Below are 23,116 nucleotides of genomic sequence, written 5' to 3'. Positions count from 1 at the left end.
CCGCCGCCGCGCGGCGCAGGCGCCTCGACCGCAGCCGTGGCCGCGGGATCGTCCTTCGACACGTGCGGCTCGAGCACACGGCGCAGCGCGGCCGCGTCGGCGTTGCCGTTCATCGTCAGCCGCACGGCCTGCGCATAACGGCTGCGCGCGCGTTCGAGATCCATCACCGTGTCGGCCGTGAAGCGGATGCCGCCCGTGAACGCATCGTTGCGCGCCTGCCCCTGCACGATCAGCAGTTCGTCTTCCTTGAACAGCGCCTTGTTTGCCTCGAACTGCTCGTTGAAGATCGTGATCTCGCACTGGCCCGAGCCGTCGTCAAGCAGCGCGATCAGCATCTTGCCGCGCTGGGTCATCTGCGTGCGCAGCGAAGCGATGATGCCGGCCACGAGCTTGTCGCGCCCTTCCTTCAGGTCGCCGACCTTCTGCCGCACGAAGCGGCGCACCTCATCGCGATACGCGTCGAACAGGTGGCCGGACAGGTAGAAGCCGAGCGCGCCCTTTTCTTCCTGCAGGCGGCGCTTGTCGTCCCACGCGGGCTCGTCGACGAGCGCATGCGCGTGCGGCGATTCGGCGCCCATGTCGAACAGGCCGGCCTGCATCTCATTCGCCTCGGCCTGATCGGCCGCTTCCATCGCCAGCGGTACCGACGCGATCAGCTGGGCACGGTTCGGATTCAGCGAATCGAATGCGCCGGCGCGGATCAGCGCCTCGACCGTGCGGCGGTTGACGACGCGCCGGTCGATCCGCTCGCAGAAGTCGAACAGGTCGGTGAATGCCTTTTCCTCGCGGGCGCGCAGGATTTCCTCGATCGCGTTCTGGCCGCTGCCCTTCACCGCACCGAGGCCGTAGCGGATCGTGCGCGAGCGCTTGCCGTCGGCTTCCGCGACCGGCTCGAAGCGATAATGCGACTGGTTGATGTCGGGCGGCAGCACGGCGAGATTGTTCACGATGCAATCGTCGAACAGGATCTTCACCTTGTCGGTGTCGTCCATCGCGAGCGTCATGTTGGCCGCCATGAATTCGGCCGGATGGTGCGCCTTCAGCCACGCGGTGTGATACGCGAGCAGTGCGTAGGCAGCCGCGTGCGACTTGTTGAAGCCGTAGCCCGCGAACTTCTCCATCAAGTCGAAGATCTCGTCGGACTTCTCGCGCGTGAGGCCGTTCTTCGCCGCACCCTCGGCGAAGATCTCGCGATGCTTGGCCATCTCCTCGGGCTTCTTCTTGCCCATCGCGCGACGCAGCAAGTCCGCGCCGCCGAGTGAGTAGCCGCCGATGATCTGCGCCATCTGCATCACCTGCTCCTGATAGACCATGATGCCGTAGGTCTCTTTCAGGACGGGTTCGACGCGCGGATCCGGATAGTCCACCTTCTCGCGGCCGTGCTTCCGTGCGCAGAAGCTCGGGATCAGGTCCATCGGGCCCGGACGGTACAACGACACGAGCGCGATGATGTCCTCGAAACGGTCGGGCTGCGCATCCTTCAGCATGCCCTGCATCCCGCGGCTTTCCAGCTGGAACACGGCGACCGTGTTGGCCTTCTTCAGGATCTGGAACGAGGCGGGATCGTCGAGCGGCACCTGCGCGAGCGACCAGTCGGCCTTCGACGGATCGAGGCGGCGGATGTAGCGCTCGGCCCAGTCGAGGATCGTCAGCGTCGTGAGGCCCAGAAAGTCGAACTTCACGAGGCCGACGGCTTCGACGTCGTCCTTGTCGTACTGGCTGACCACGCCGCCGTCGTCGCCCTGCGTGTACAGCGGGCAGAAATCGGTCAGCTTGCCGGGCGCGATCAGCACGCCGCCCGCGTGCATCCCGACGTTACGCGTGAGGCCCTCGACGCGCTGCGCGAGGTCGAGCAGCTGGTGCACCTCGTCCTCGTGGTCGTAGCGCTCCTGAAGCTGCGGCTCCTCCTTCATCGCGTCGGCGATCGTCACGTGCTTGCCGGGCTTGAACGGGATCAGCTTCGCGATACCGTCGGTGAACATGTAGCCGAGATCGAGCACGCGGCCGATGTCGCGCACGGCCGCCTTCGCGGCCATGGTGCCGAAGGTGGCGATCTGCGACACGGCGTCCGCGCCGTATTTTTCCTTCACGTACTGGATCACGCGATCGCGGCCGTGCTGGCAGAAGTCGATGTCGAAGTCGGGCATCGACACGCGTTCCGGGTTCAGGAAACGCTCGAACAGCAGGTTGTAGCGCAGCGGGTCGAGGTCGGTAATGCCGAGCGCGTACGCGACCAGCGAACCGGCGCCCGAGCCGCGGCCCGGGCCGACCGGCACGCCGTTGTTCTTCGCCCAGTTGATGAAGTCCGCAACGATCAGGAAGTAGCCGGGAAAGCCCATCTTCGTGATGGTCCCGCACTCGAATTCGAGGCGCTTGTAGTACGTGTCGCGCTGCGCGTCGCGCTCGGCTTCGGCCGGATAAAGCTGCGCAAGACGCGTCTCGAGCCCTTCCTTCGACAGCTGGACGAGGTAGTCGTCGAGCGACATGCCGTCCGGCGTCGGGAACAGCGGCAGCTTCGGCTTGCCGAGCTCGAGCTTCAGGTTGCAGCGCTTCGCGATCTCGACCGTGTTCGCGATCGCCGACGGCAGGTCGGCGAACAGCGCGACCATGTCGTCCTGCGTGCGGAAATACTGGTCGGTCGTGAAACGCTTCTGGCGCCGCGGATTCGCGAGGATGTCGCCTTCCGAGATACACACGCGCGCTTCGTGCGCGGTGAAATCGTCGTCGGTCATGAACTGCGTCGGGTGCGTCGCGACGACCGGCAGCTTCAGCGCCGCGGCGAGCGTCGCGGCCTGCTGGATGTACGCCTCGGCGCCCGGCTGGCCGTAACGCTGCAGCTCGATGTAGAAGCCGCCCGGGAACACCTTCGCCCAGCGCTCGGCGTGACGGCGCGCGGCTTCTTCGTTGCCCGCGGCAAACGCGAGCCCGATATCGCCCTGTTGCGCGCCCGACAGCGCGAGGAGCCCCTGCGCGAGCTCGCCGTCGAGCCAGCTCGCGTCGAGTTCCGCACGGCCGCGGTACTGGTTCGTGAGCCACGCCTTCGACAGCAGCTCGCAGAGATTCAGGTAGCCGACCTTGTCCTTGACGAGCAGCAGCAGCCGCGACGGCTTGTCGCGGTCGTCGGGATTGGCGATCCAGACGTCGCAGCCGGCGATCGGCTTGATGCCCTTGCCGCGGGCTTCCTGGTAGAAACGGACGAGGCCGAATGCGTTGCCGAGATCGGTGAGCGCGAGCGCGCCCTGACCGTCCGCGGCCGCCGCCTTGACGATGTCGTCAATGCGCACGATGCCGTCGGCAATCGAGAATTCGGAGTGAACGCGAAGATGGACGAAGCGGGGATCTGACATGGGCGCTATTGTAGCCGCCCCGCCGCGCAGGCTGCCCAAAAAATGCCCGCTTTGGCCGTTCGGCCGATACGCGCGGCGACGCGTCGCGCGGTTGGCCGACCGGCCAGGTACCGATGCCCGCGCCGTTTGCGGGATAATACGGTTTTTCGAATCAACGCCCCGGCTTCGCACCCTTTTTTGCGGGCCGCCGTGCGGCCGTTTTCCCGTCGGACCATCATGACCATCGTCAACCTCGCCGCCTACCACTTCGTGTCGCTCGACGCGACCGAGCAATGGCGCCCGCTCGTCACCGCCCGCAGCAACGAACTCGGCCTGCGCGGCACGATCCTGCTCGCGCCGGAAGGCATCAACCTGTTCATCGCCGGCACGCGTGACGCCACCGACGCGTTCATCGCGTACATCCGCCACGATCCGCTGTTCGAGGGCAAGTTCGCGTCGCTGCAGTTCAAGGAAAGCCTGTCCGACTCGCAGCCGTTCCGCCGGATGCTCGTGCGCCTGAAGCGCGAGATCATCACGATGAAGAAGCCGGCGATCAAGCCGGAACTCGGCCGCGCGCCGTTCGTCGACGCACGCACGCTGAAGACGTGGCTCGACCGCGGCCACGACGACACGGGCCGCCCGGTCGTGATGCTCGACACGCGCAACGCATTCGAAGTCGACGTCGGCACGTTCGACGACGCACTCGACTACCGGATCGACAAGTTCAGCGAATTCCCGGAAGTGATCGACGCGAACCGCGCCGACCTCGAAGGCAAGACGGTCGTGTCGTTCTGCACGGGCGGCATCCGCTGCGAGAAGGCCGCGATCCACATGAAGGAAATCGGCATCGAGAACGTGTACCAGCTCGAAGGCGGGATCCTGAAATACTTCGAGGAAGTCGGCGGCGCGCACTATCACGGCGACTGCTTCGTGTTCGACTACCGCACCGCGCTGAACCCGCAACTCCAGCCCACCGGGAACGTCACGTGCTTCGCATGCCGCGCGGTCGTCACGCCGGAAGCGCAACAGTCGCCGAGCTACGTGCCCGGCCAGTCGTGCCCGGCCTGCGCACCGGCAGCCAGCGCAGCCTGACCGCGCGCCGCCCCGCGCCCCGATGAGCGCCTATCGCGGCCGTTTCGCGCCGTCGCCCACCGGCCCGCTGCACTTCGGCTCGCTGGTCGGCGCGCTCGCGAGCTGGCTCGACGCGCGCGCGCATGGCGGTGCATGGCTCGTGCGCATCGAGGATCTCGACGGCCCGCGCACGGTACCCGGCGCGGCCGATGACATCCTCGCGACGCTCGCGCATTTCGGCATGACGCCCGACGAGCCGCCCGTCTGGCAAAGTACGCGGGACGCGGCCTATACGGCCGCGCTCGAACGGCTCGTCTCGGCCGGGCTCGTCTATCCGTGCGGCTGCACGCGCAAGGAAATCGCCGACTCGCTGCGCGCCGCGCACGAGCGCCACACGACGCTCGCCTATCCGGGCACCTGTCGCACCGGCCTGCACGGCAAGCCCGCGCGCGCGTGGCGGCTGCGCGTGCCGGACGGCGCTGCCGCGATCGTCACGTTCGACGATCGCTGGCAGCACACGCAAACGCAGAACCTCGCGACCGAAGTCGGCGATTTCGTGCTGAAACGCGCGGACGGGCAATGGGCGTATCAGCTCGCGGTCGTCGTCGACGATGCCGATGCAGGCATCACGCACGTCGTGCGGGGCGCCGACCTGCTCGACTCGACCGCGCGCCAGATCTACCTGCAGCAGTGCCTCGGCGTGCCGGCCCCGCGATACCTGCACGTGCCCGTCGTGGTCGACGCGAACGGCGAAAAGCTCAGCAAGCAGACGGGCGCGACCGCGCTCGAACGCGACGATCCGCTGCCGGCACTGCAGGCTGCGGCCGCGCATCTGGGCCTCGCGCCGGCCGGCGCGCTCGCGGCCACGACTCTCGATGCGTTCTACGCAGCCGCAACGGCCGCGTGGGCGACGCGCTTCGGGCCGCAGGCCGGGTGACGCGCGGTTTCGCGCCGGTTTCGCGCCGGTTTCGCGCCGCTTTCGCACCGATCCCGCGGCCACCGGGTGCCGCTAGCATCGCTCGCCGCCGGCGCGAAGCGCCCTCTTCCGCTCCTCCATCGAACCGCGCCCCCAATGAAAAACGGGCACATGCTCATCGCATGCACCCGCTTTTCCCGCAGCGCTCGCGCGCCGCGCCGTCGCGTCCGCCAGGCTTACGCCGACGGCTTGCGCGGCATCCCGAACCCGCCGAGCAGCGCGGCGACCTGACGCTTCGGCCCCTTCTTCTCGGGCTGCTGCGCAGGCTGCGCGTCGTCCCGCTGCTTCGCGGGCGCCGACGGCTCGTACGGCTTCAGGAAGAAATCGTCGACCGGCGCTTCGTGGCGACGGTGATGACCGCGCTCGGAGCCGCCCGGGCGGCGTCCCGACGCACCGCGATGTTCGTCGCGTTCGCGACGGCCGCCCCGTTCGCCGCCGCGCTCGCTGTTGCGATCGCCGCCGCGGTCGTTGCCGCGCTCGTCGTGACGATGGCGCGCCGGCTTGTCGAGCGTGAGCGTCTGCATCTCGAGCGGACGCTTGATCAGCTTCTCGATATCGGCAAGCTGCTTGCGCTCGTTCGGGCTGCACAGCGACAGCGCGTCGCCCGTCGCACCCGCGCGGCCGGTACGGCCGATCCGGTGCACGTAGTCTTCCGCGCTGAACGGCAGGTCGAAGTTGATCACGGCGGGCAGTTCGGCGATGTCGAGGCCGCGCGCGGCCACGTCGGTCGCAACCAGTGCCTCGATCTCGCCGCGCTTGAACGCGTCGAGTGCCTGCATCCGCTCGATCTGCGTCTTGTCGCCGTGGATCGCCGACGCGACCACGCCGTCGCGCTCGAGATTGCGCGCCAGCCGGCTCGCGCCGATCTTGCTGTTGCAGAACACGATCACCTGCTTGAGCCCGCGATCGCGCAACAACTGCACGACGGCCGCCTGCTTGTCGCCTTCGGCGACGTCGTAGACGATCTGCGTGACGTTCGCGTTCGTCGAATTGCTGCGCGCGACTTCGATCGTCTGCGGGTTGCGCAGGTACGTCGACGCGAGCTTCTTGATTTCCGGCGAGAAGGTGGCCGAGAACAGCAGCGTCTGACGTTCCTTCGGCAGCAGGTTCAGGATGCGCTGCAGATCGGGCAGGAAGCCCATGTCGAGCATCCGGTCGGCTTCGTCGAGCACGAGGATCTGCACCTGGCCGAGATTCGCCGTCTTCTGCTGCACGTGGTCGAGCAGGCGGCCCGGCGTCGCGATCAGGATCTCGACGCCGCGGCGCAGTTCGGCCATCTGCGGGTTCATGTCGACGCCGCCGAACACGACCGCGCTGCGCAGCGGCGTGTGCTTCGCATACGCGTGCACGTTCGCGGCGACCTGGTCGGCGAGTTCGCGGGTCGGCGTGAGGATCAGCGCGCGCACCGGGTGGCGCGCCGGTGACGCGCTCGTGTTGGCCTGCGGCAGCAGCCGCTGGATGATCGGCAGCGAGAAACTCGCTGTCTTGCCGGTACCCGTTTGCGCGGCGCCCATGACGTCGCGGCCGGCGAGCACGACCGGAATGGCCTGCGCCTGGATCGGCGTCGGCGTCGTATAACCCTGCTCCGCAATGGCTTTCAGGATATCGGCGGCAAGGCCGAATTGATCGAAGGTTGCGTCGACGGGCTTGGCGACAGAATCGGACATGGTGGCGTTTCGCTCAAAAGGCGCGGCGGGGACATCGTGCGTCAGGCCAGCCGGGCCTGCGCTCATCACAATTCGGAATTAGACGGAGCCGCGGCGCGCCGCGCGGCGCCGCTCTGGCGCTTGGGACCGGTTCAATATGAACGCTGGACGCCAGGCCGTGCGGACTCCGTTCGGCGCGAATGCCGGCGGAAAGGGGCGTATTGTAGCACTGCGCAGCCATCTGTCCGTGACAACGCCGCGAACGGCCCCACCGACCGCGCGCGCGGCGGGCCCGGGCAGGCCCGTGCGGTCGACGAATGCCCCGATCGGGCTATCCCGATCGGTCGACCGATAATTTCAAGGGTCAGATTCCGGATCGCCTTGCCGGATCGCCTTGCCGGATCGCCTTGCCGGATCGCCTTGCCGGATCGCCTTGCCGGATCGCCTTGCCGGATCGTCTTGCCGGATCGTCTTGCCGGATCGTCTTGCCGAACCGTCTTGCCGGATCGTCTTGCCGGATCGTCTTGCCGAACCGTCTTGCCGGATCGCCAGCCGCAGGCCCGCGTGGCAGGCAGGGCAGTCACGCCAGGGAGCCTGACGCCGGCCGCCACCGCCAGGCACGATCCACGTTCCCGCCCGTCGCTCAGCCCTTCTTCTTTTTCTTCTCGACCTGGACGCAGTCGCCCAGCAGCGGCGGCGCATTCTGGTCGGCGATCTCGTCGCGCAGCGTCGCTTCCTTGCCCTTCGTCCACCACGTATAACGGCCGGCCTGATAGCGCGCGCCGGACGCCGACACCGTGTCGACGAACAGCATCTGCTTCCCGTTGACCGGCACGAGCGCGAAGCTCTGGCCGTTGCCCGCGAGCCAGTACGACACGCGCACGGGCTGTTTCTGGTTCGCACACTGGTAGACGGCGAACTGGCGCGAATCGGCGTCGATCTCTTCGACGGTCAGTTGCGCGGCATGCGCGACGGAAACGGCGGTGCCGGCGAGCGCAAGCGCGGCGAGCGTTTGGCGAATCATGCAGGTCCTCTCACGAGACGGGTGGAAACGCGCCCTCGCGGGGCGCGCAATGATTGTTGGCGATCGCGTCGTGTAGCTTGATCAGGGATCGATGACGTCGGCACACGCGTCGGTCGGCGCGGCCGCGAGATGGCCGACGAGCGGCACGATCTTGAGCCCGGCCGAGGCCACCCGGCACGGTGCGGCCGCGACGCCGCAACCCGCGAGACTCGCGACCAGCGCCAGTGCGGCGCCCAGCTTTACGATACGCAGCCAGCTTGGCGTCATCGTCCTCTCCTGGTTACGTCAGCGCGCCGACACGGGCCGGACGGCCGCGGCGGCACGCTTCGCGCGTTCGCGGGCTTCGTCGACGGTCGCGCCGGTCGCCAGCGCGACGCCCATGCGCCGCTTCGCAAAACTTTCCGGCTTGCCGAACAGGCGCAGGTCGGCGCCCGGCACCGCGAGCGCGTCGCGCACGCCTTCGAACGCGATACCGCGCTCGTCGAGCCCGCCGTAGATCACGGCCGACGCGGCCGGCGAACCGAGCGTCGGATCGACCGGCAGCCCGAGAATCGCACGCGCATGCAGCTCGAACTCCGACTGGCGCTGCGACGCGAGCGTGACGAGGCCCGTATCGTGCGGCCGCGGGCTCACCTCGGAGAACCACACGTCGTCGCCGCGCACGAACAGCTCGACGCCGAACAGCCCGCGGCCGCCGAGCGCTTCGGTCACCTTGTGCGCGATCTCGCGCGACTTCTCGAGCGCCGCCGCGCTCATCGGCTGCGGCTGCCACGACTCGACGTAGTCGCCCGCCACCTGCACGTGGCCGACCGGCTCGCAGAAATAGGTGCGCGTGGCGTCCGTCGCCGGATCGATCGCGCGCACGGTGAGCTGCGTGATCTCGTAGTCGAAATCGATGAAGCCTTCGACGATCACGCGGCCGTGGTTCACGCGCCCGCCCGCCATCGCGTAGTCCCACGCCGGCTTCACGTCGGCTTCGGTCTTCACGACCGACTGCCCCTTGCCCGACGACGACATCACGGGTTTCACGACGCACGGCATGCCGATCTTCGCGACGGCCGCGCTGAACGCTTCGAACGAATCCGCGAACGCATAAGGGGACGTCGGCAGGCCGAGCTCCTCGGCCGCGAGCCGGCGGATCCCTTCGCGGTTCATCGTGAGCTGCGTCGCGCGCGCGGTCGGGATCACCTCGGCAAGACCGGCCGCCTCGATCGCCGCGAGCGCGTCGGTCGCGATCGCCTCGATCTCGGGCACGATCAGGTGCGGGCGTTCGGCCTCGACGATCGCGCGCAGCGCGGCGGCGTCGGTCATGTCGATCACGTGCGCGCGATGCGCGACCTGATGGCCGGGTGCGTCCGGATAGCGGTCGACCGCGATGACTTCGACACCGAGACGCTGCAACGCAATGATGACTTCCTTGCCGAGCTCGCCGGCGCCGAGCAGCATGACGCGCGTGGCCGAGGATGAGAGCGGCGTACCGAGCCGCTGACCGATCTGCATGTGATTACCCGCTTCTGGTGGAGGACGAAAACGGCTCCGATGTTAACACGCGCCACGACACCGGTTTGGCGCGTTTCGCCGTGCCGCCGACCCGCCTCGGGCCGCTCGCGAGCGGGCTGCGAACGTTTTCACGCGCGAAGTGTCGGCTCGCCTGCCGCGGGGCGGGTGCGTTACTCTTACGCCTTGATCAGAATCCGATGAGGAACGAGGCTCATGTCCCACCTGTCCGCAGCCGCACGCGCACGCACCGGCCTGCTTCGCCCGTTGCGCGCGCCGCTCTGCGCGTTGACGCTTGCCACGCTTCTCGCCGCCTGCGCGATGCCGACCCACCCCGATTCCGCCGCCCCCGCGCCCGACCCGTACAACCCGGCCGCCGTCCAGCTGCTCGACGACACGAGCTGGGAGCTCACCAGCTGGCTGAACGCCGACGGCACGCAGCGCGCGATCCCGCACGGCGACAACGGCGAGCCGATCAAGCTCGCGCTGTCGACCGAGTCGGGCATCCGGCGCGCGAGCGGGTTCTCGGGCTGCAACCGCTACATGGGCACCTACGCGATCAAGAACGGCCTGTTGAGCTTCGGGCCGCTCGCCGGCACGCGGATGGCCTGCCCGAATACGCTCGGCGGCCAGCTCGAACGCGCGTACCTCGACGCACTCGCCCATGTCGACAAGACCGGCGTGCAGATGCGCGAGCCGCAGCAGTTGCAGATCGTGACGGCGTCCGGTGCAACGCTGACCTTCACGCACCGGAGCCCCTGATGCACGGCGCGCGCGAAGGCCGACCGACCGCCTTCGCGTGGCGCGCCACGCGCGTGTGCCGCGCACCCGCGTCGCGCGGCGTGAAGCGGATGCACGCCGCGTTAGAGTCTTGTTCGCCGGCCGGTTAAACTCGGCGGGTCGCGCCCCGCGCGCCCCTCCCCACTCCTGTTTCAAAGCATGCACACGGTTGTCTTCGGCTGGTTCGGCATCTCCGCCGTCTGGTTCCTCCTTCTCTTCTGGCGTCTCGTGCAGGCGATGCTGCCCGGCGGCGGCGGGCTCGCCGGCCGCGGCTCGATCCGTCTGTGGCTCGGCTTCGCCGCGGTGTTCGTGGCCAGCTGCACGCTGACGAGCCCGCTGTCGGGCCCCGACACGAACGCGCTCGGCCATGCGTTCTCGGCAGGCTTCGCCCACGTGCTCGGCCCGATCGGCACGCCGGTCGCGATGGTCGTGCTGTTCTTCGCCGGGTTGCCCTGGTTGACCGGCATCGGCTGGCGTCAGTTCGCCGCGTGGGTCGACACGTCGTTCGGCGTCAAGCTGTCGCGCGACGGCGGCGACGACGATGCCCGCGGCATTGCCGACCTGCCGCGCAGCGCGCTGCATCGCGACGACGACGTCGTGCAGCCGACCACCGCGCATACCGTCAATTCGATGGCGCCGCGCCAGAACGGCCGGTATTCGCGTCCGACGCTGTGGAAACCCGATCCGCAGGCGCGGCCGAAGCCGCGCAGCAGCACGCCCCCGCGCCCTCACGTGGAACCCGTCGCGCCGTCGGGCTGGTTGAAACCGACCGCGCCCCAGCGCACGCCGACGCAGCCCGCACCGATTCCCCCGGCCAGCGCGATGCCGCCACCGACAGCCGGCAGCACCGCCAGCCTGGCGCGCGCAGCAGCGAATTCGCAGGTCCCGCGCCCCGATCCGGCCCCGCTTCCCGTCGGATTCGAACCCGTCCGCCCGCGCCCGACAGCCGCGCGTCCGGCCACGCCCGCATTGAAGCCGACTACGCCGCGTACCACGGTCACGCCGCGGCCTGCCGCCGCGCAGCCGCAGCGCCCGCCGGTACGCCCCGTCGCAGGCGCAGGTTCGGCCGGCCAGCCTGCGGATACGGCTCGACGTCGTCCGGTGCCGCAAACGCCGGCGCGTGCGCCGCTCTATGCATGGACGGAAAAACCCGCCGCGCCGATCGCGCCGGCACCGAGCGTGCACGACACGCTGCGCTCGATCGAGGCCAGCACCGCGCAATGGGCGACGCTGGGCGGTGCGCAGTCGGCCGACGCCGGGCACGCTGCCGCCGCAGCCGCTACCGTGGCCGGGGTGGCCGCGGCAGCAGCCGGCGTAGCGGCGCCGGCATCGGCGGCTACATCGACCGTGCAGGCCGCTTCGGCCGGGAACGCCGCCGCAACCCATGGCCTCGCCGCGCATGACGCTACTGTGTCGCTCGCGCACGATGCGGCGCCCGCTTACGACGACAACGCACCGATCGTGCTCGACGCGTTCATGCCGGCGGCGCCCGCTGTTCATGCACCGGGTGCCGATGCGGGCACCGAGGCGCTCGACGCGGTCGCTCCGCACGCGCTGTCGAATACCGGCAGCGACGATGCCGCGTTTTCGCATCACGCCGACGACGAGCTCCCGTACGCCGACGATGCGCCTGCCGCGCCGACGACGGGAATCCCGTCCGCACCCTCACCTTCGTTCGACGCGCCCATCGACCTCGCACCGTGGGAAGACCTCGCCAGCCGCGCGGTTTCCACGTTCGACGCATCCGCGTGGAACGCGGCCTCCGAGCCGTCGACGAACGCGACGGGATCGAAACCGGCCGAGGCTGCCGCCGCACAACCCAGGAACGAGGCGGCTCGCGACATCGCCGCGAGCAACCTGCCGGCACCCGTCGATAACGACGACAGGTACACGGCGCAACCGGCTCCCGCAATCGATCACATCGCATCGGCCCGCGTGCCGCAGGGCATCGACGATGCGCACGCCGACGTGAAAGCAGCCGGGAACATCGCACCGTTCGCAGCCCTCCCCTCTTCGCCGACCACCGAAACGACGTCACGCGCAAGTGCCGAAGCCAGGCCGTTTGCGGCGGTGTCGGCAACGTCGGGATCGGCCGTGTCGGGTACCGCACCGGAAGCCGTCAAGGCGGACGCGGCAGAACCTGCGGCACCGCCGTTGGCAAGCGCTCAGGGCTCCGCGCCGGCAGCGGAATGGACTCGGAAACCGTCGACGGCACAATCTGCCCCGACGAATACAACCTTCGCCGTGGAATTGCCGAAATCGCCGGTTGCCGCTCAACCGTTTTCCGCCATGCAGACGGCTTCGCCTGCTGCTGCGTCGCCGCTCGTCGGCACCACCGCGCAAGCACCTGCATCCGCTTCGGGAACATCGCCTGTCGCCGATACCACTTCAATGGATCGCGTGACCGGCACGGCATCCGGCTCGCCTGCTCAGTCGCCTGCGTCGGCATCGACCGCTACATCGGCCTCGTCGACATTCGCAATCGGCGTAACCGGTGCCGCGTTGGCTTCTCTTTCGCAGCCGGCCGCGTCGGCATCGAACGCTGCATCGGGTGCAGCAGCTTCCTCAATCGGTGTAACCGGTACTGCGTCGGCTTCACTGCCGCAGCCGGCCGCATCGGCATCGACCACTGCATCTGCCCCATCGACATCCCCGGTCGGCGTAACCGGCGCTGCGTCGGCTTTTCTTTCGCAGCCGGCCGCATCGGCATCGACACCTGCGTCTACCCCATCGATATCCCCGGTCGGCGTAACCGGTACTGCGTCGGCTTCGCTTTCGCAGCCGGCCGCATCGACATCGACCGTTGCATCGGTTGCGTCGGCAGCCCCGGCTAGCGGAACGGGCACGACTTACGATTCGTTCCCCCGTGCATCGACGCCCACATCGCCCGTCGTGACTCCGTCGACGGCCGGCACGTCGGCTTCGACATCCGGTTCGACCGCGCCCGTACCGGCTGCCACACCGGCGCTCGCTACCGCGATGCCCGTGAACACCGCGTCCGTTTCGCCCGCGCCGGCGCAGGTCAACCCCGCAAGCTCATCGACGGGTACGACATTCGGCACGTTCGTCACCTCCGGCCCGGTCGCACCGCAGCCGGCCGCAAGCCTGCCCGTGCCGCCGGCCGTTTCCGACACGACTGCACCGTTCCCCGGCGCCGTTGCATCGATCACGTCCGCCGCAGCGACTCCGGCGCAACCGATCTCCGGCTCGCCCGTCGCTCCGACCGGCTCGCTGCCGTCCTTCGGGGCAACCGCTCCTACGCAGGCTCCGTCGATCGCTTCGGCACCCGCCGCAATCGAAGCCACGACGTTCGCAGCCCCGCCCGCCCCGGCCTCGTCGCCGGCAAGCTGGCACGTGTCGAGCGTCGCCGCGACACCGGCAGCCGCTGCCCTGCAACCCGCCACGACATTCCCCGGCGCGAGCCTGTCCGCACCGGCGGCGGTCACGCCCGTACCGGCGATTCCCGCTGCCCCGCCGGCAGATGCGACCGCCGCCACGGCAACAACCGAACCGGCCGCACCGCCCCCCGACACCCCCGCCCGCCCGCCGCGTCCGAACGCGTTCGAATTCCACGCACCCGCGACGTTCAATGTCGAACTGCCGACCCTCGACCTGCTCGAACCGGCGTCCGACGACATCGAAACGATCACCGACGAACACCTCGCGCAAACCGCGCAGGTCATCGAACAGCGGCTGCAGGAATTCAAGGTGCCGGTAACGGTGGTCGGCGCATCGGCCGGGCCCGTGATCACGCGCTTCGAGATCGAACCCGCGCTCGGCGTGCGGGGCAGCCAGATCGTCGGGCTGATGAAGGACCTGTCGCGCGGCCTCGGCCTCACGTCGATCCGCGTCGTCGAGACGATTCCCGGCAAGACCTGCATGGGCCTCGAACTGCCGAACGCGAAGCGCCAGATGATCCGCCTGTCGGAAATCCTCGAGTCGCGCCAGTACCAGCACTCGGCCTCGCAACTGACGATCGCGATGGGCAAGGACATCACCGGCCATCCGGTCGTCACCGATCTCGCGAAGGCGCCGCACATGCTCGTCGCGGGCACGACGGGCTCGGGCAAGTCGGTCGCGATCAACGCGATGATCCTGTCGCTGCTGTACAAGGCGACACCCGAGGACGTGCGGCTCATCATGATCGACCCGAAGATGCTGGAGCTGTCGGTCTACGAAGGCATCCCGCACCTGCTCGCGCCGGTCGTCACCGACATGAAGCTCGCGGCCAACGCGCTGAACTGGTGCGTCGGCGAGATGGAGAAGCGCTACCGGCTGATGTCGGCCGTCGGCGTGCGCAACCTCGCGGGCTTCAACCAGAAGATCCGCGATGCCGAAGCGAAGGAAAAGAAGATCGGCAACCCGTTCTCGCTGACGCCCGAGGACCCCGAGCCGCTGTCGACGCTGCCGCTGATCGTCGTCGTGATCGACGAGCTGGCCGACCTGATGATGGTGGCCGGCAAGAAGATCGAGGAACTGATCGCCCGCCTCGCGCAGAAGGCGCGCGCAGCCGGCATCCACCTGATCCTCGCGACGCAGCGCCCGTCCGTCGACGTGATCACGGGCCTGATCAAGGCGAACATCCCGACGCGCGTTGCGTTCCAGGTGTCGTCGAAGATCGACTCGCGCACGATTCTCGACCAGATGGGCGCCGAATCGCTGCTCGGGATGGGCGACATGCTGTTCCTGCCGCCGGGCACCGGTTATCCGCAGCGCGTGCACGGCGCGTTCGTCGCCGACGAGGAAGTGCACCGGATCGTCGAGTACCTGAAACAGTTCGGCGAACCGCAGTACGAGGAAGGAATCCTCGACGGCCCGGCTGCCGACGGCGCGACGCAGGACCTGTTCGGCGATGCGCCGGACGCGGAAGCCGATCCGCTGTACGACGAAGCCGTCGCATTCGTCGTGCGCACGCGGCGCGCGTCGATCTCGTCGGTGCAGCGGCAGTTGCGCATCGGCTACAACCGCGCCGCACGCCTCGTCGAGCAGATGGAGGCGGCCGGGCTGGTGTCGCCGATGGGCATCAACGGCAGCCGCGAGGTGCTCGTGCCGGCCGCGGCCGATTGAGCGCGGCGGCCGGCCGCCGTCCACCGATACGGGCGCGCCGGCAAACCGGCCGCCCCGTAAAGCAAAAGGGCGCTGCATCGGCAGCGCCCTTTGTCATTTACTGCACCGGCACCAGCTTGAAGTCGACCGGCTTGCCGACCGCCAACTTCTGCGGATTCGGGCCCAGTTGCCCCGTTTCCACATTGCGGCTGAACACGTAGAACGTATCGCTGTCCTGGTTGCCGACGATCAGCCACTTGCCGGTCGGGTCGATCAGGAACTCGCGCGGCGTCTTGCCGAGGCTCGACTGGCGGCCGACGGGCTTCAACCGGCCGTCGGCCTGGTTCACCGCGAAGATCACCAGGTCGTTCGCATCGCCGCGGTTGCTCACGTACAGGAAGCGGCCGTCAGGCGACAGGTGGATCGCGCCGCCGCCGACCTTGCCCTTGAAGCCCGGCGCGGTCATCGATACGGTCTCGACCGGCGTCAGCTTGCCGTCGTGGTAGCCGAACACCTCGACCGCCGCGTTGAGCTCGCTCGTCACGTACGCGTACCGGCCGTCGGCGCTGAACACCATGTGACGCGGGCCCGAACCCGCCTTGACCGGCGTGTAGCGCGTGTCGGTCGGGCTGATCAGCCCGCGGCTGCCGTCCACCGTGTAACGGTAGCCGTAGATCTTGTCCGCGCCGAGATCCTGCACGAAAAGGTAATGGCCATCCGGCGAAAACACCGTCGAATGGACGTGCGCGCCGTCCTGGCGGCCCTTCACGGGCCCCGTGCCCTCGTGGTGCACCGTCAGCACGGCCTGGCCGACCGCGCCGTCGTCGCGCAGCGGAAACACCGCGAAGCTGCCGCCCGGATCCTTCGCGACCGAGTAATTGGCCGTCACGAGGTACTTGCCGTCCGGCGACAGCGCGAGATAGCAAGGATCGTTCCCTTCCGACGACACGCGGTCGATGAAGCTCAGCGCGCCCGTCTTCGCGTCGAAGCGGAAGGCGCTGACGCCGCCGCGCTGCGACGCCGGGCCGTCGTCGCCGGGCAGCTCGTTGACCGCGTAGACGGTACGACCGTCGCGGCTCGGCAACAGGTACGACGGATTCACCGTCTTCGCCGACGACACCGGCGCGACGCTGCCGGTTTTCGTATCGAAGCGGTAAACATAGATGCCGTCGCTGCCGCCGCCCGTGTAGGTGCCGACGAGCAGGTTGTACACGCCGTCGGCTGGGGCGGGCGATTGCTGCGCAAATGCGTGGGTCGCGGAAAGGGAGAGCACGATCGCGAAACCTTTCATCCAGTGAGCGAGCCTAAGCGGGAACCCTCGTGTCGAAGCGCGTGCGTCACGCTCGCGTAAACGGTTGGGCATTGAATCCTCCTTGCATCGAGTCGCTTCAAGTGTTGAGATAGGACGAAACGCCGGCCGTTCATGCGCTCCGCCGCCCGGCCGAGTATACGGGGCGCGGCGCCAGTGCGTGAAGCCTTGGCCGCCGCCGTCCGCATTGTGAACTCGAATACCCAAGGATCGCCTGCCCATGCCTGCCCTGATCGAAGACTACGCCCTCGTCGGCGACGGCCACACCGCCGCGCTGGTCGCCAAAGACGGCTCCGTCGACTGGCTGTGCTGGCCCCGCTTCGATTCGGGCGCCTGCTTCGCGGCGCTTCTCGGCACCCCCGAGCACGGCCGCTGGCTGCTCGCGCCGGCCGCCGACGCCGCGATCACGCACACGTCGCGCCGCTATCGCGGCGACACGCTGATTCTCGAAACCGACTACGAAAGCGCCGACGGTGCCGTCACCGTGGTCGACTTCATGCCGCCCGGCAACGGCTGGTCCGAGCTGGTGCGGATCGTCATCGGCCGCCACGGCACGATGAAGATGCGCATGGAGCTCGTGCTGCGCTTCGACTACGGTTTCTCGATTCCGTGGGTCACGCAGCTGACCCGCGAGGACGGCATGAAGGCGATCGCGGGCCCTGACACCGTCGTGCTGCGCACGCCGGTGCCGCTCACCGGCAAGAACCTCCATACGCTCGCGGAATTCACCGTGAACGCCGATGAACGTGTGCCGTTCTCGCTCAGCTATGCGGCGTCGCACATGCGGCTGCCGCCCGCCCGCGATCCGCTGTCGATGCTCGCGCGCACCGAGAACTACTGGCTCGAATGGTCGGGCCGCTGCCAGGTACAGGGCCGCTACGCGGCCGCCGTGCGCCGTTCGCTGATCACGCTGAAGGCGCTGGCCTACGAGCCGACCGGCGGGATCGTCGCGGCGCCGACCACGTCGCTGCCCGAGAAGATCGGCGGCAATCGCAACTGGGACTACCGCTACTGCTGGCTGCGCGACGCGACGATCACGCTGCTCGCGCTGATGCGCGGCGGCTACTACGACGAGGCGCGCGCGTGGCGCACGTGGCTCGGCCGCGTGATGGCGGGCTCGCCCGAACAGATCCAGATCATGTACGGGATCGCCGGCGAACGCCGGCTGCCGGAAATGGAACTCGACTGGCTGCCCGGCTACCAGGACTCGAAGCCGGTGCGCGTGGGCAACGGCGCCGCGAACCAGCTCCAGCTCGACGTGTTCGGCGAGGTGATGGCCGCGCTGCACCTCGCGCGCGTGGGCGGCCTGCAGGCCGACGACACGGTGTGGTCGGTGCAGTGCGCGCTGCTCGACCATCTCGAGAAGATCTGGCAGGAGCCCGACGAAGGCATCTGGGAAACGCGCGGCGGCCGCCGCCATTTCACGTTCTCGAAGGTGATGGCGTGGGTCGCGTTCGACCGCGCGATCAAGTCGGCGGAGATGTTCCGGTTGCCCGGCTCGCTCGACCGCTGGCGCGCGCTGCGCGAGCAGATCCATGCCGACGTGTGCAACAACGCATGGCACGAAAGCAAACGGGCGTTTGCACAGAGCTACGGCAGCGACGAACTCGACGCGAGCGTGCTGCTGATGCCGCTGCTCGGCTTCCTGCCGCCGGAGGATCCGCGCATCGTCGGCACGGTCGAAGCGATCGAGCGGGAGTTGCTGCACGACGGGCTCGTGATGCGCTACCGTACGACCGAATACGACGACGGCCTGCCGCCCGGCGAAGGCACGTTTCTCGCGTGCAGTTTCTGGCTGGTCGACAACTATGCGCTGCTGGGCCGGATCGACGACGCGCACCGCCTGTTCAGCCGGCTGCTCGCGCTGTCGAACGACCTCGGGCTGCTCGCCGAGGAATACGACCCGGTGGCCGGGCGGCTCGTCGGCAATTTCCCGCAGGCGTTCTCGCACGTGGCGCTCGTGCATACCGCGATGAACCTGATGCACCACGAGGACGCGATGGCGCGCGCGGCCGGCCAGCCGGCACCGGCCGTCGCCACGGGGCGCTGAACGGGGCGCGAGCGGCTTGTTCAGAGAACGTCAAATCGCAAAACTTTGATGAAAAATCGGGGAAATGTTGCATTGCACCACCCATCGTTGTCCGATATGATCGACGCGATTGTCCGGCTGCAGTGCAACATGGCCGGCCGCTGACCCACACGGCACGCCGCGACGCCCCACGCCGCCCTTGCGCACCGTCCCCCACGCGGGAGTAGTCTGCATGCTTTACCAACTGCACGAATTCCAGCGAGCCATGCTGAGCCCGCTGACGGCCTGGGCCCAGGCCGCGTCCAAATCGTTCGCCAATCCGTCCAGCCCGTTCTCGCTGATGCCGGGTGCGCCGCGGATGGCCGCCGCGTACGAGCTGATGTACCGGCTCGGCAAGGATTACGAGAAGCCCGAATTCAACATTCACCAGATCGTCAAGGACGGCCACAACATCCCGATCGTCGAGCAGACGATCGTCGAGAAGCCGTTCTGCCGGCTGCTGCGCTTCAAGCGTTATTCGGACGACGCCGACGCCGTCACGCAGTTGAAGGACGAGCCGGTCGTGCTGGTCTGCGCGCCGCTGTCGGGCCACCACTCGACGCTGCTGCGCGACACCGTGCGCACGCTGCTGCAGGATCACAAGGTGTACATCACCGACTGGATCGACGCGCGGATGGTGCCGGTCGAGGTCGGCCCGTTCCACCTGCACGACTACATCGCGTACATCCAGGAATTCATCCGTCACATCGGCGCGCGCAACCTGCACGTGATCTCGGTGTGCCAGCCGACGGTGCCGGTGCTCGCGGCGATCTCGCTGATGGCGAGCCGCGGCGAGGACACGCCGCTCACGATGACGATGATGGGCGGCCCGATCGATGCGCGCCGCAGCCCGACGTCGGTGAATTCGCTCGCCACGCAGCACTCGACCGCGTGGTTCGAGAACAACGTGATCCACACGGTGCCCGCGAACTACCCGGGCGAAGGCCGCCAGGTGTATCCGGGCTTCCTGCAGCACACGGGTTTCGTCGCGATGAACCCGGAGCGGCACGCACAGTCGCACTGGGATTTCTACCAGAGCCTGCTGCGCGGCGACGAGGAAGACGCCGAAGCGCACCGCCAGTTCTATGACGAATACAACGCGGTGCTCGACATGGCCGCCGAGTATTACCTCGAGACGATCCGCGTCGTGTTCCAGGAATTCCTGCTGGCCGAGGGCACGTGGGATGTCGAAGGCGAGCGCGTGCGTCCGCAGGACATCAAGCGTACCGCGCTGATGACGATCGAAGGCGAACTCGACGACATCTCCGGCAGCGGCCAGACGCACGTCGCGCACGAGCTGTGCACGGGCATCCCGCAGGACCAGCGCCGCAGCCTGACCGCCGAGAAGTGCGGTCACTACGGGATTTTCTCGGGCCGCCGCTGGCGCACGATCATCTATCCGCAACTGCGCGACTTCATCCGCGAGCATGCGCCGGAGCCGAAGCACGGTGCGACGAAGGATGCCGCGGATGCGCCGGCGCCCAAGACGCTCTCCGCCGTGCCGGCCAGCAATGCGCCGCTCGAAACGACGCGCGCCACCGCGGCGAAGCGCACGCGCGCGAAGGCCCCCGCCAAGGCAGTCGCAGCGGCTCCGGCCAAGGCCGCACCGGCCGCGAAACGCGCCGCCAGCGGCCCGCGCGTCAAGGCCGTGCGCACGCGCAAGGCCGCCTGACGCACCGCGTTCCGACGAAAAAACGCCGCCGTTGCCTGCGCACGGCGGCGTTTTTGCATCCTTCGACCGCGTCAGCCCGGCCGGTGCGTCAGCGACGCAGCAGATACGCGAGCAGCAACTCGGTGTTCATGCGGACCATCTCGGCGCGTTCGTCGGTGTCGGTGAAATCGCGGCCGAGCGTCGCTGCGAGCGTAAAGCGGTTCGACACGATGTAGTAGCCGAGCCCCGACAGCGTCACGTAGAAGCGCAGCGGATCGACGTCGGTGCGGAACAGCCCGGCCTTCTGGCCGCGCGTCAGCACGTTGCCGAGCTTCGCGACGATCGGCGACATCATCTCGCGGATCCGCGTCGACTTGTGCAGGTAGCGCGCTTCGTGCAGGTTCTCGTTGTTGATGAGCCTGAGCAGTTCCGGATGGTCGCGGTAGTAGTCCCAGACGAAATGCGCGAGCCGCGTGACGGCTTCCACCGGCGCGACGCCATCGAGGTCGAGCACGCGCTCGGCCTCGGTCAGTGCGGAGAACGCGTGTTCGAGCACGGCCGTGAACAGCTGTTCCTTGCTGCCGAAGTAGTAATAGAGCATGCGCTCGTTGGTTTCGGCCCGGCGCGCGATCTGGTCGACGCGCGCGCCGAACAGCCCTCCACTCGCGAACTCTTCGGCTGCCGCCATCAGGATGCGGCGGCGCGTACCTTCAGGATCTCTTTTGATTTTTGGCTGATTCATGGTGGCGTTTTGCTATGTGAGCCGCTTGATCCGGACCGGCACCCCCACCGCCTCGGCGCCGGCCGCCCTGGAACGGGCGCGCCGCGGGCGGCCGCCCTCCTGCTGAGCCCCTGCAAAAAAGCGGTTCGATTATGCGCACAGACGGCGTCCAGCGCAATGCGGGAAATCGGCGATAATCGAGCTTTGGCAAACCTTTCCGGCCGCGCCCGAAGCGGCCGAGAGCCATTCGGCGCCGCTGCGCCCGTTGTCACCGTGACCGACTCCAAAACACTCGCGGATCGCATCGAAGATCTGCTTCCCCAGACGCAATGCACGAAGTGCGGCTATAACGGCTGCCGGCCGTACGCCGAGGCGATCGCCGCCGGCGACGCGAACTACAACCAGTGCCCGCCCGGCGGCGCCGAAGGCATCGCGCGCCTCGCGGGCCTGCTCGGCAAGCCCGTGATTCCGCTGAACCCCGTGAACGGCAGCGAACATCCGCGCGCCGTCGCCTTCATCGACGAAAGCCTGTGCATCGGCTGCACGCTGTGCATGCAGGCGTGCCCGGTCGACGCGATCGTCGGGGCGCCGAAGCAGATGCACACGATCGTCGAGTCGCTGTGCACGGGTTGCGACCTGTGCGTGCCGCCCTGCCCGGTCGACTGCATCGCGATGCTGCCGGTGACCGGTGAACGCACCGGCTGGGACGCGTGGTCGCAGGAACAGGCCGATGCCGCGCGCGAACGCCACGACCTGCGGCTCGCGCGCCAGCGCCGCGAACGCGAAGCCGCCGAAGCACGTGCGGCCGCACGCCGCGCGGCCAGCGCCGCGAAGCCGGCCGCGGCCCCCGCAGGGACGCCATCCGCCGCACCGGCCCCGGACGACGCTGAAGCGAAGAAGCGCGCGATCATCGCCGCCGCGCTCGAGCGTGCGCGCAAGAAGAAGGAAGAACTGTCCGGGCAAGGTGCCGGGCCGAAGAACACCGAGGGTGTGAGCGCGGCCGTCCAGGCGCAGATCGACGCCGCCGAGGCGCGCCGCAAGCGGCTCGCGGAACAGCAGGCCCAACGCGACGCCGAATCGGCGGCCGCGAGCGGCAACGACGAAGAGAACGACGCAGGCAACGACGGCCCGGGCGGCCCGTCCGCACCGCCCGACCAGAACGCTCCATGAACGCCAGCAAACGACGCGCGATCTACGAAACGCTGCAGAGCCTCAATCCGCATCCGACCACCGAGCTCGAATACTCGACGCCGTTCGAGCTGCTGATCGCCGTGATGCTGTCCGCTCAGGCGACCGACGTATCGGTCAACAAGGCGATGCGGAAGATGTTTCCGGTCGCGAACACCCCGCGACAAATCGTCGCACTCGGCGAAGAAGGTGTCACCGAGTACATCAAGACGATCGGCCTGTACCGGACCAAGGCGAAGAACGTGGTCGCGACGTGCCGGATCCTGCTCGACCGCTACGACGGCGAGGTACCGGCCGATCGCGAAGCGCTGGAAGGCCTGCCGGGCGTCGGCCGCAAGACCGCGAACGTCGTGTTGAACACCGCGTTCGGCCAGCCGACGATCGCGGTGGACACGCACATCTTCCGCGTCGCGAACCGCACGGGGCTCGCGCCGGGCAAGGACGTGCGCGCCGTCGAGGCCGCGCTCGAGAAGTTCACGCCGAAGGAGTTCCTGCAGGACGCGCATCACTGGCTGATCCTGCACGGTCGCTATGTGTGCAAGGCCCGCAAGCCCGAATGCTGGCATTGCGCGATCGAGCCGCTGTGCGAATTCAGGCCGAAGACCCCACCGCCCAACGAGTGACGCGCAACCGCGGCCGGCCTGCCGCAAACGGCCGGACGCCATGTGGCCCGACGCCCGACGCTTGACGCACACCCGACCAGCCGCCCTCCGCCGGCCACTCGCGGCCGCGACCGCGCGTAGCCATCCGCACCGCCGCCGCTTCCCCCCTCCCGACTAGGCGTTGGAGGTCGCGGTCCGCACGACGGCGATC

Annotated in this window: 15 protein-coding genes; 8 read left to right on the top strand and 7 right to left on the bottom strand. The window is 68.4% G+C overall.

Annotation, left to right across the window (positions count from 1 at the left end; all coding sequences use genetic code 11):
* Positions 1-3,347, bottom strand: a 3,347-nt coding sequence (dnaE, locus tag L810_RS25915) for a DNA polymerase III subunit alpha (RefSeq protein ID WP_042976187.1), incomplete at its 3' end; no start/stop codon positions are given.
* Between the two features lie 216 nt (positions 3,348-3,563).
* On the opposite strand from dnaE, the gene L810_RS25910 reads away from it, so the two are divergent.
* Both L810_RS25910 and gluQRS read left to right on the top strand, forming a co-directional pair.
* Entirely contained in the window at positions 3,564-4,418 is an 855-nt protein-coding gene (locus L810_RS25910; RefSeq protein WP_021161269.1) for a sulfurtransferase, read from the top strand.
* 22 nt (positions 4,419-4,440) lie between these two features.
* Positions 4,441-5,334: a tRNA glutamyl-Q(34) synthetase GluQRS gene (gene gluQRS, locus L810_RS25905; protein ID WP_021161268.1), complete on the top strand. Its 894-nt coding sequence runs from the start codon at positions 4,441-4,443 to the stop codon at positions 5,332-5,334.
* 215 nt (positions 5,335-5,549) lie between these two features.
* On the opposite strand, the gene L810_RS25900 is transcribed toward gluQRS, so the two are convergent.
* The 4 genes from L810_RS25900 to purT form a co-directional block, all read right to left on the bottom strand.
* Entirely contained in the window at positions 5,550-7,106 is a 1,557-nt protein-coding gene (locus tag L810_RS25900) for a DEAD/DEAH box helicase (protein WP_081052679.1), read from the bottom strand.
* A gap of 556 nt (positions 7,107-7,662) precedes the next feature.
* Positions 7,663-8,043: an MliC family protein gene (locus tag L810_RS25895; RefSeq protein WP_021161266.1), complete on the bottom strand. Its 381-nt coding sequence runs from the start codon at positions 8,041-8,043 to the stop codon at positions 7,663-7,665.
* 81 nt (positions 8,044-8,124) lie between these two features.
* A complete protein-coding gene (locus L810_RS25890; RefSeq protein WP_021161265.1) occupies positions 8,125-8,310 on the bottom strand; it encodes a DUF6726 family protein in 186 nt (61 codons plus the stop codon).
* An 18-nt stretch (positions 8,311-8,328) separates the two neighbouring features.
* The gene (gene purT, locus L810_RS25885) at positions 8,329-9,543 is read right to left on the bottom strand and encodes a formate-dependent phosphoribosylglycinamide formyltransferase (RefSeq protein ID WP_042976186.1); all 1,215 of its coding nucleotides are present in this window, start codon (positions 9,541-9,543) and stop codon (positions 8,329-8,331) included.
* Positions 9,544-9,756: 213 nt separating this feature from the next.
* Here purT and L810_RS25880 point away from each other — a divergent pair, with 213 nt between their 5' ends.
* Entirely contained in the window at positions 9,757-10,302 is a 546-nt protein-coding gene (locus L810_RS25880) for an META domain-containing protein (protein WP_021161262.1), read from the top strand.
* A 177-nt stretch (positions 10,303-10,479) separates the two neighbouring features.
* Positions 10,480-15,387 carry a DNA translocase FtsK gene (locus L810_RS49230; protein ID WP_021161260.1) on the top strand — a complete coding sequence of 1,636 codons (4,908 nt, stop codon included), beginning with the start codon at positions 10,480-10,482 and terminating at the stop codon, positions 15,385-15,387.
* Positions 15,388-15,484: 97 nt separating this feature from the next.
* Here the strand turns inward: L810_RS49230 and L810_RS25870 are convergent, their stop codons facing one another.
* Positions 15,485-16,729: a lactonase family protein gene (locus tag L810_RS25870; protein WP_081712902.1), complete on the bottom strand. Its 1,245-nt coding sequence runs from the start codon at positions 16,727-16,729 to the stop codon at positions 15,485-15,487.
* Between the two features lie 166 nt (positions 16,730-16,895).
* Here L810_RS25870 and L810_RS25865 point away from each other — a divergent pair, with 166 nt between their 5' ends.
* Positions 16,896-18,725 (top strand): glycoside hydrolase family 15 protein, encoded by a 1,830-nt coding sequence (locus L810_RS25865; protein WP_021161258.1) that lies wholly within the window; start codon positions 16,896-16,898, stop codon positions 18,723-18,725.
* A gap of 211 nt (positions 18,726-18,936) precedes the next feature.
* Complete coding sequence (locus L810_RS25860; protein ID WP_021161257.1) at positions 18,937-20,415, top strand: polyhydroxyalkanoate depolymerase; 1,479 nt, start codon at positions 18,937-18,939, stop codon at positions 20,413-20,415.
* 88 nt (positions 20,416-20,503) lie between these two features.
* Here L810_RS25860 and L810_RS25855 read toward each other — a convergent pair whose 3' ends face one another.
* Positions 20,504-21,136, bottom strand: a complete 633-nt coding sequence (locus L810_RS25855) for a TetR family transcriptional regulator (protein ID WP_021161256.1) — start codon at positions 21,134-21,136, stop codon at positions 20,504-20,506.
* Positions 21,137-21,292: 156 nt separating this feature from the next.
* Here L810_RS25855 and rsxB point away from each other — a divergent pair, with 156 nt between their 5' ends.
* Positions 21,293-22,285, top strand: coding sequence for an electron transport complex subunit RsxB (gene rsxB / locus L810_RS25850; protein WP_042976185.1), 993 nt, complete (start codon positions 21,293-21,295; stop codon positions 22,283-22,285).
* Positions 22,282-22,926 carry an endonuclease III gene (nth, locus tag L810_RS25845; RefSeq protein ID WP_042976184.1) on the top strand — a complete coding sequence of 215 codons (645 nt, stop codon included), beginning with the start codon at positions 22,282-22,284 and terminating at the stop codon, positions 22,924-22,926. Before rsxB ends, nth begins: the two co-directional genes overlap by 4 nt.
* Positions 22,927-23,116 lie beyond the last annotated feature (190 nt).

It is taken from the genome of Burkholderia sp. AU4i (assembly GCF_000466765.1).
Classification (GTDB): domain Bacteria; phylum Pseudomonadota; class Gammaproteobacteria; order Burkholderiales; family Burkholderiaceae; genus Burkholderia; species Burkholderia cepacia.
Note: the sequence above shows the minus strand (reverse complement) of the source record. Positions and strands in the feature narration are given on the sequence as shown.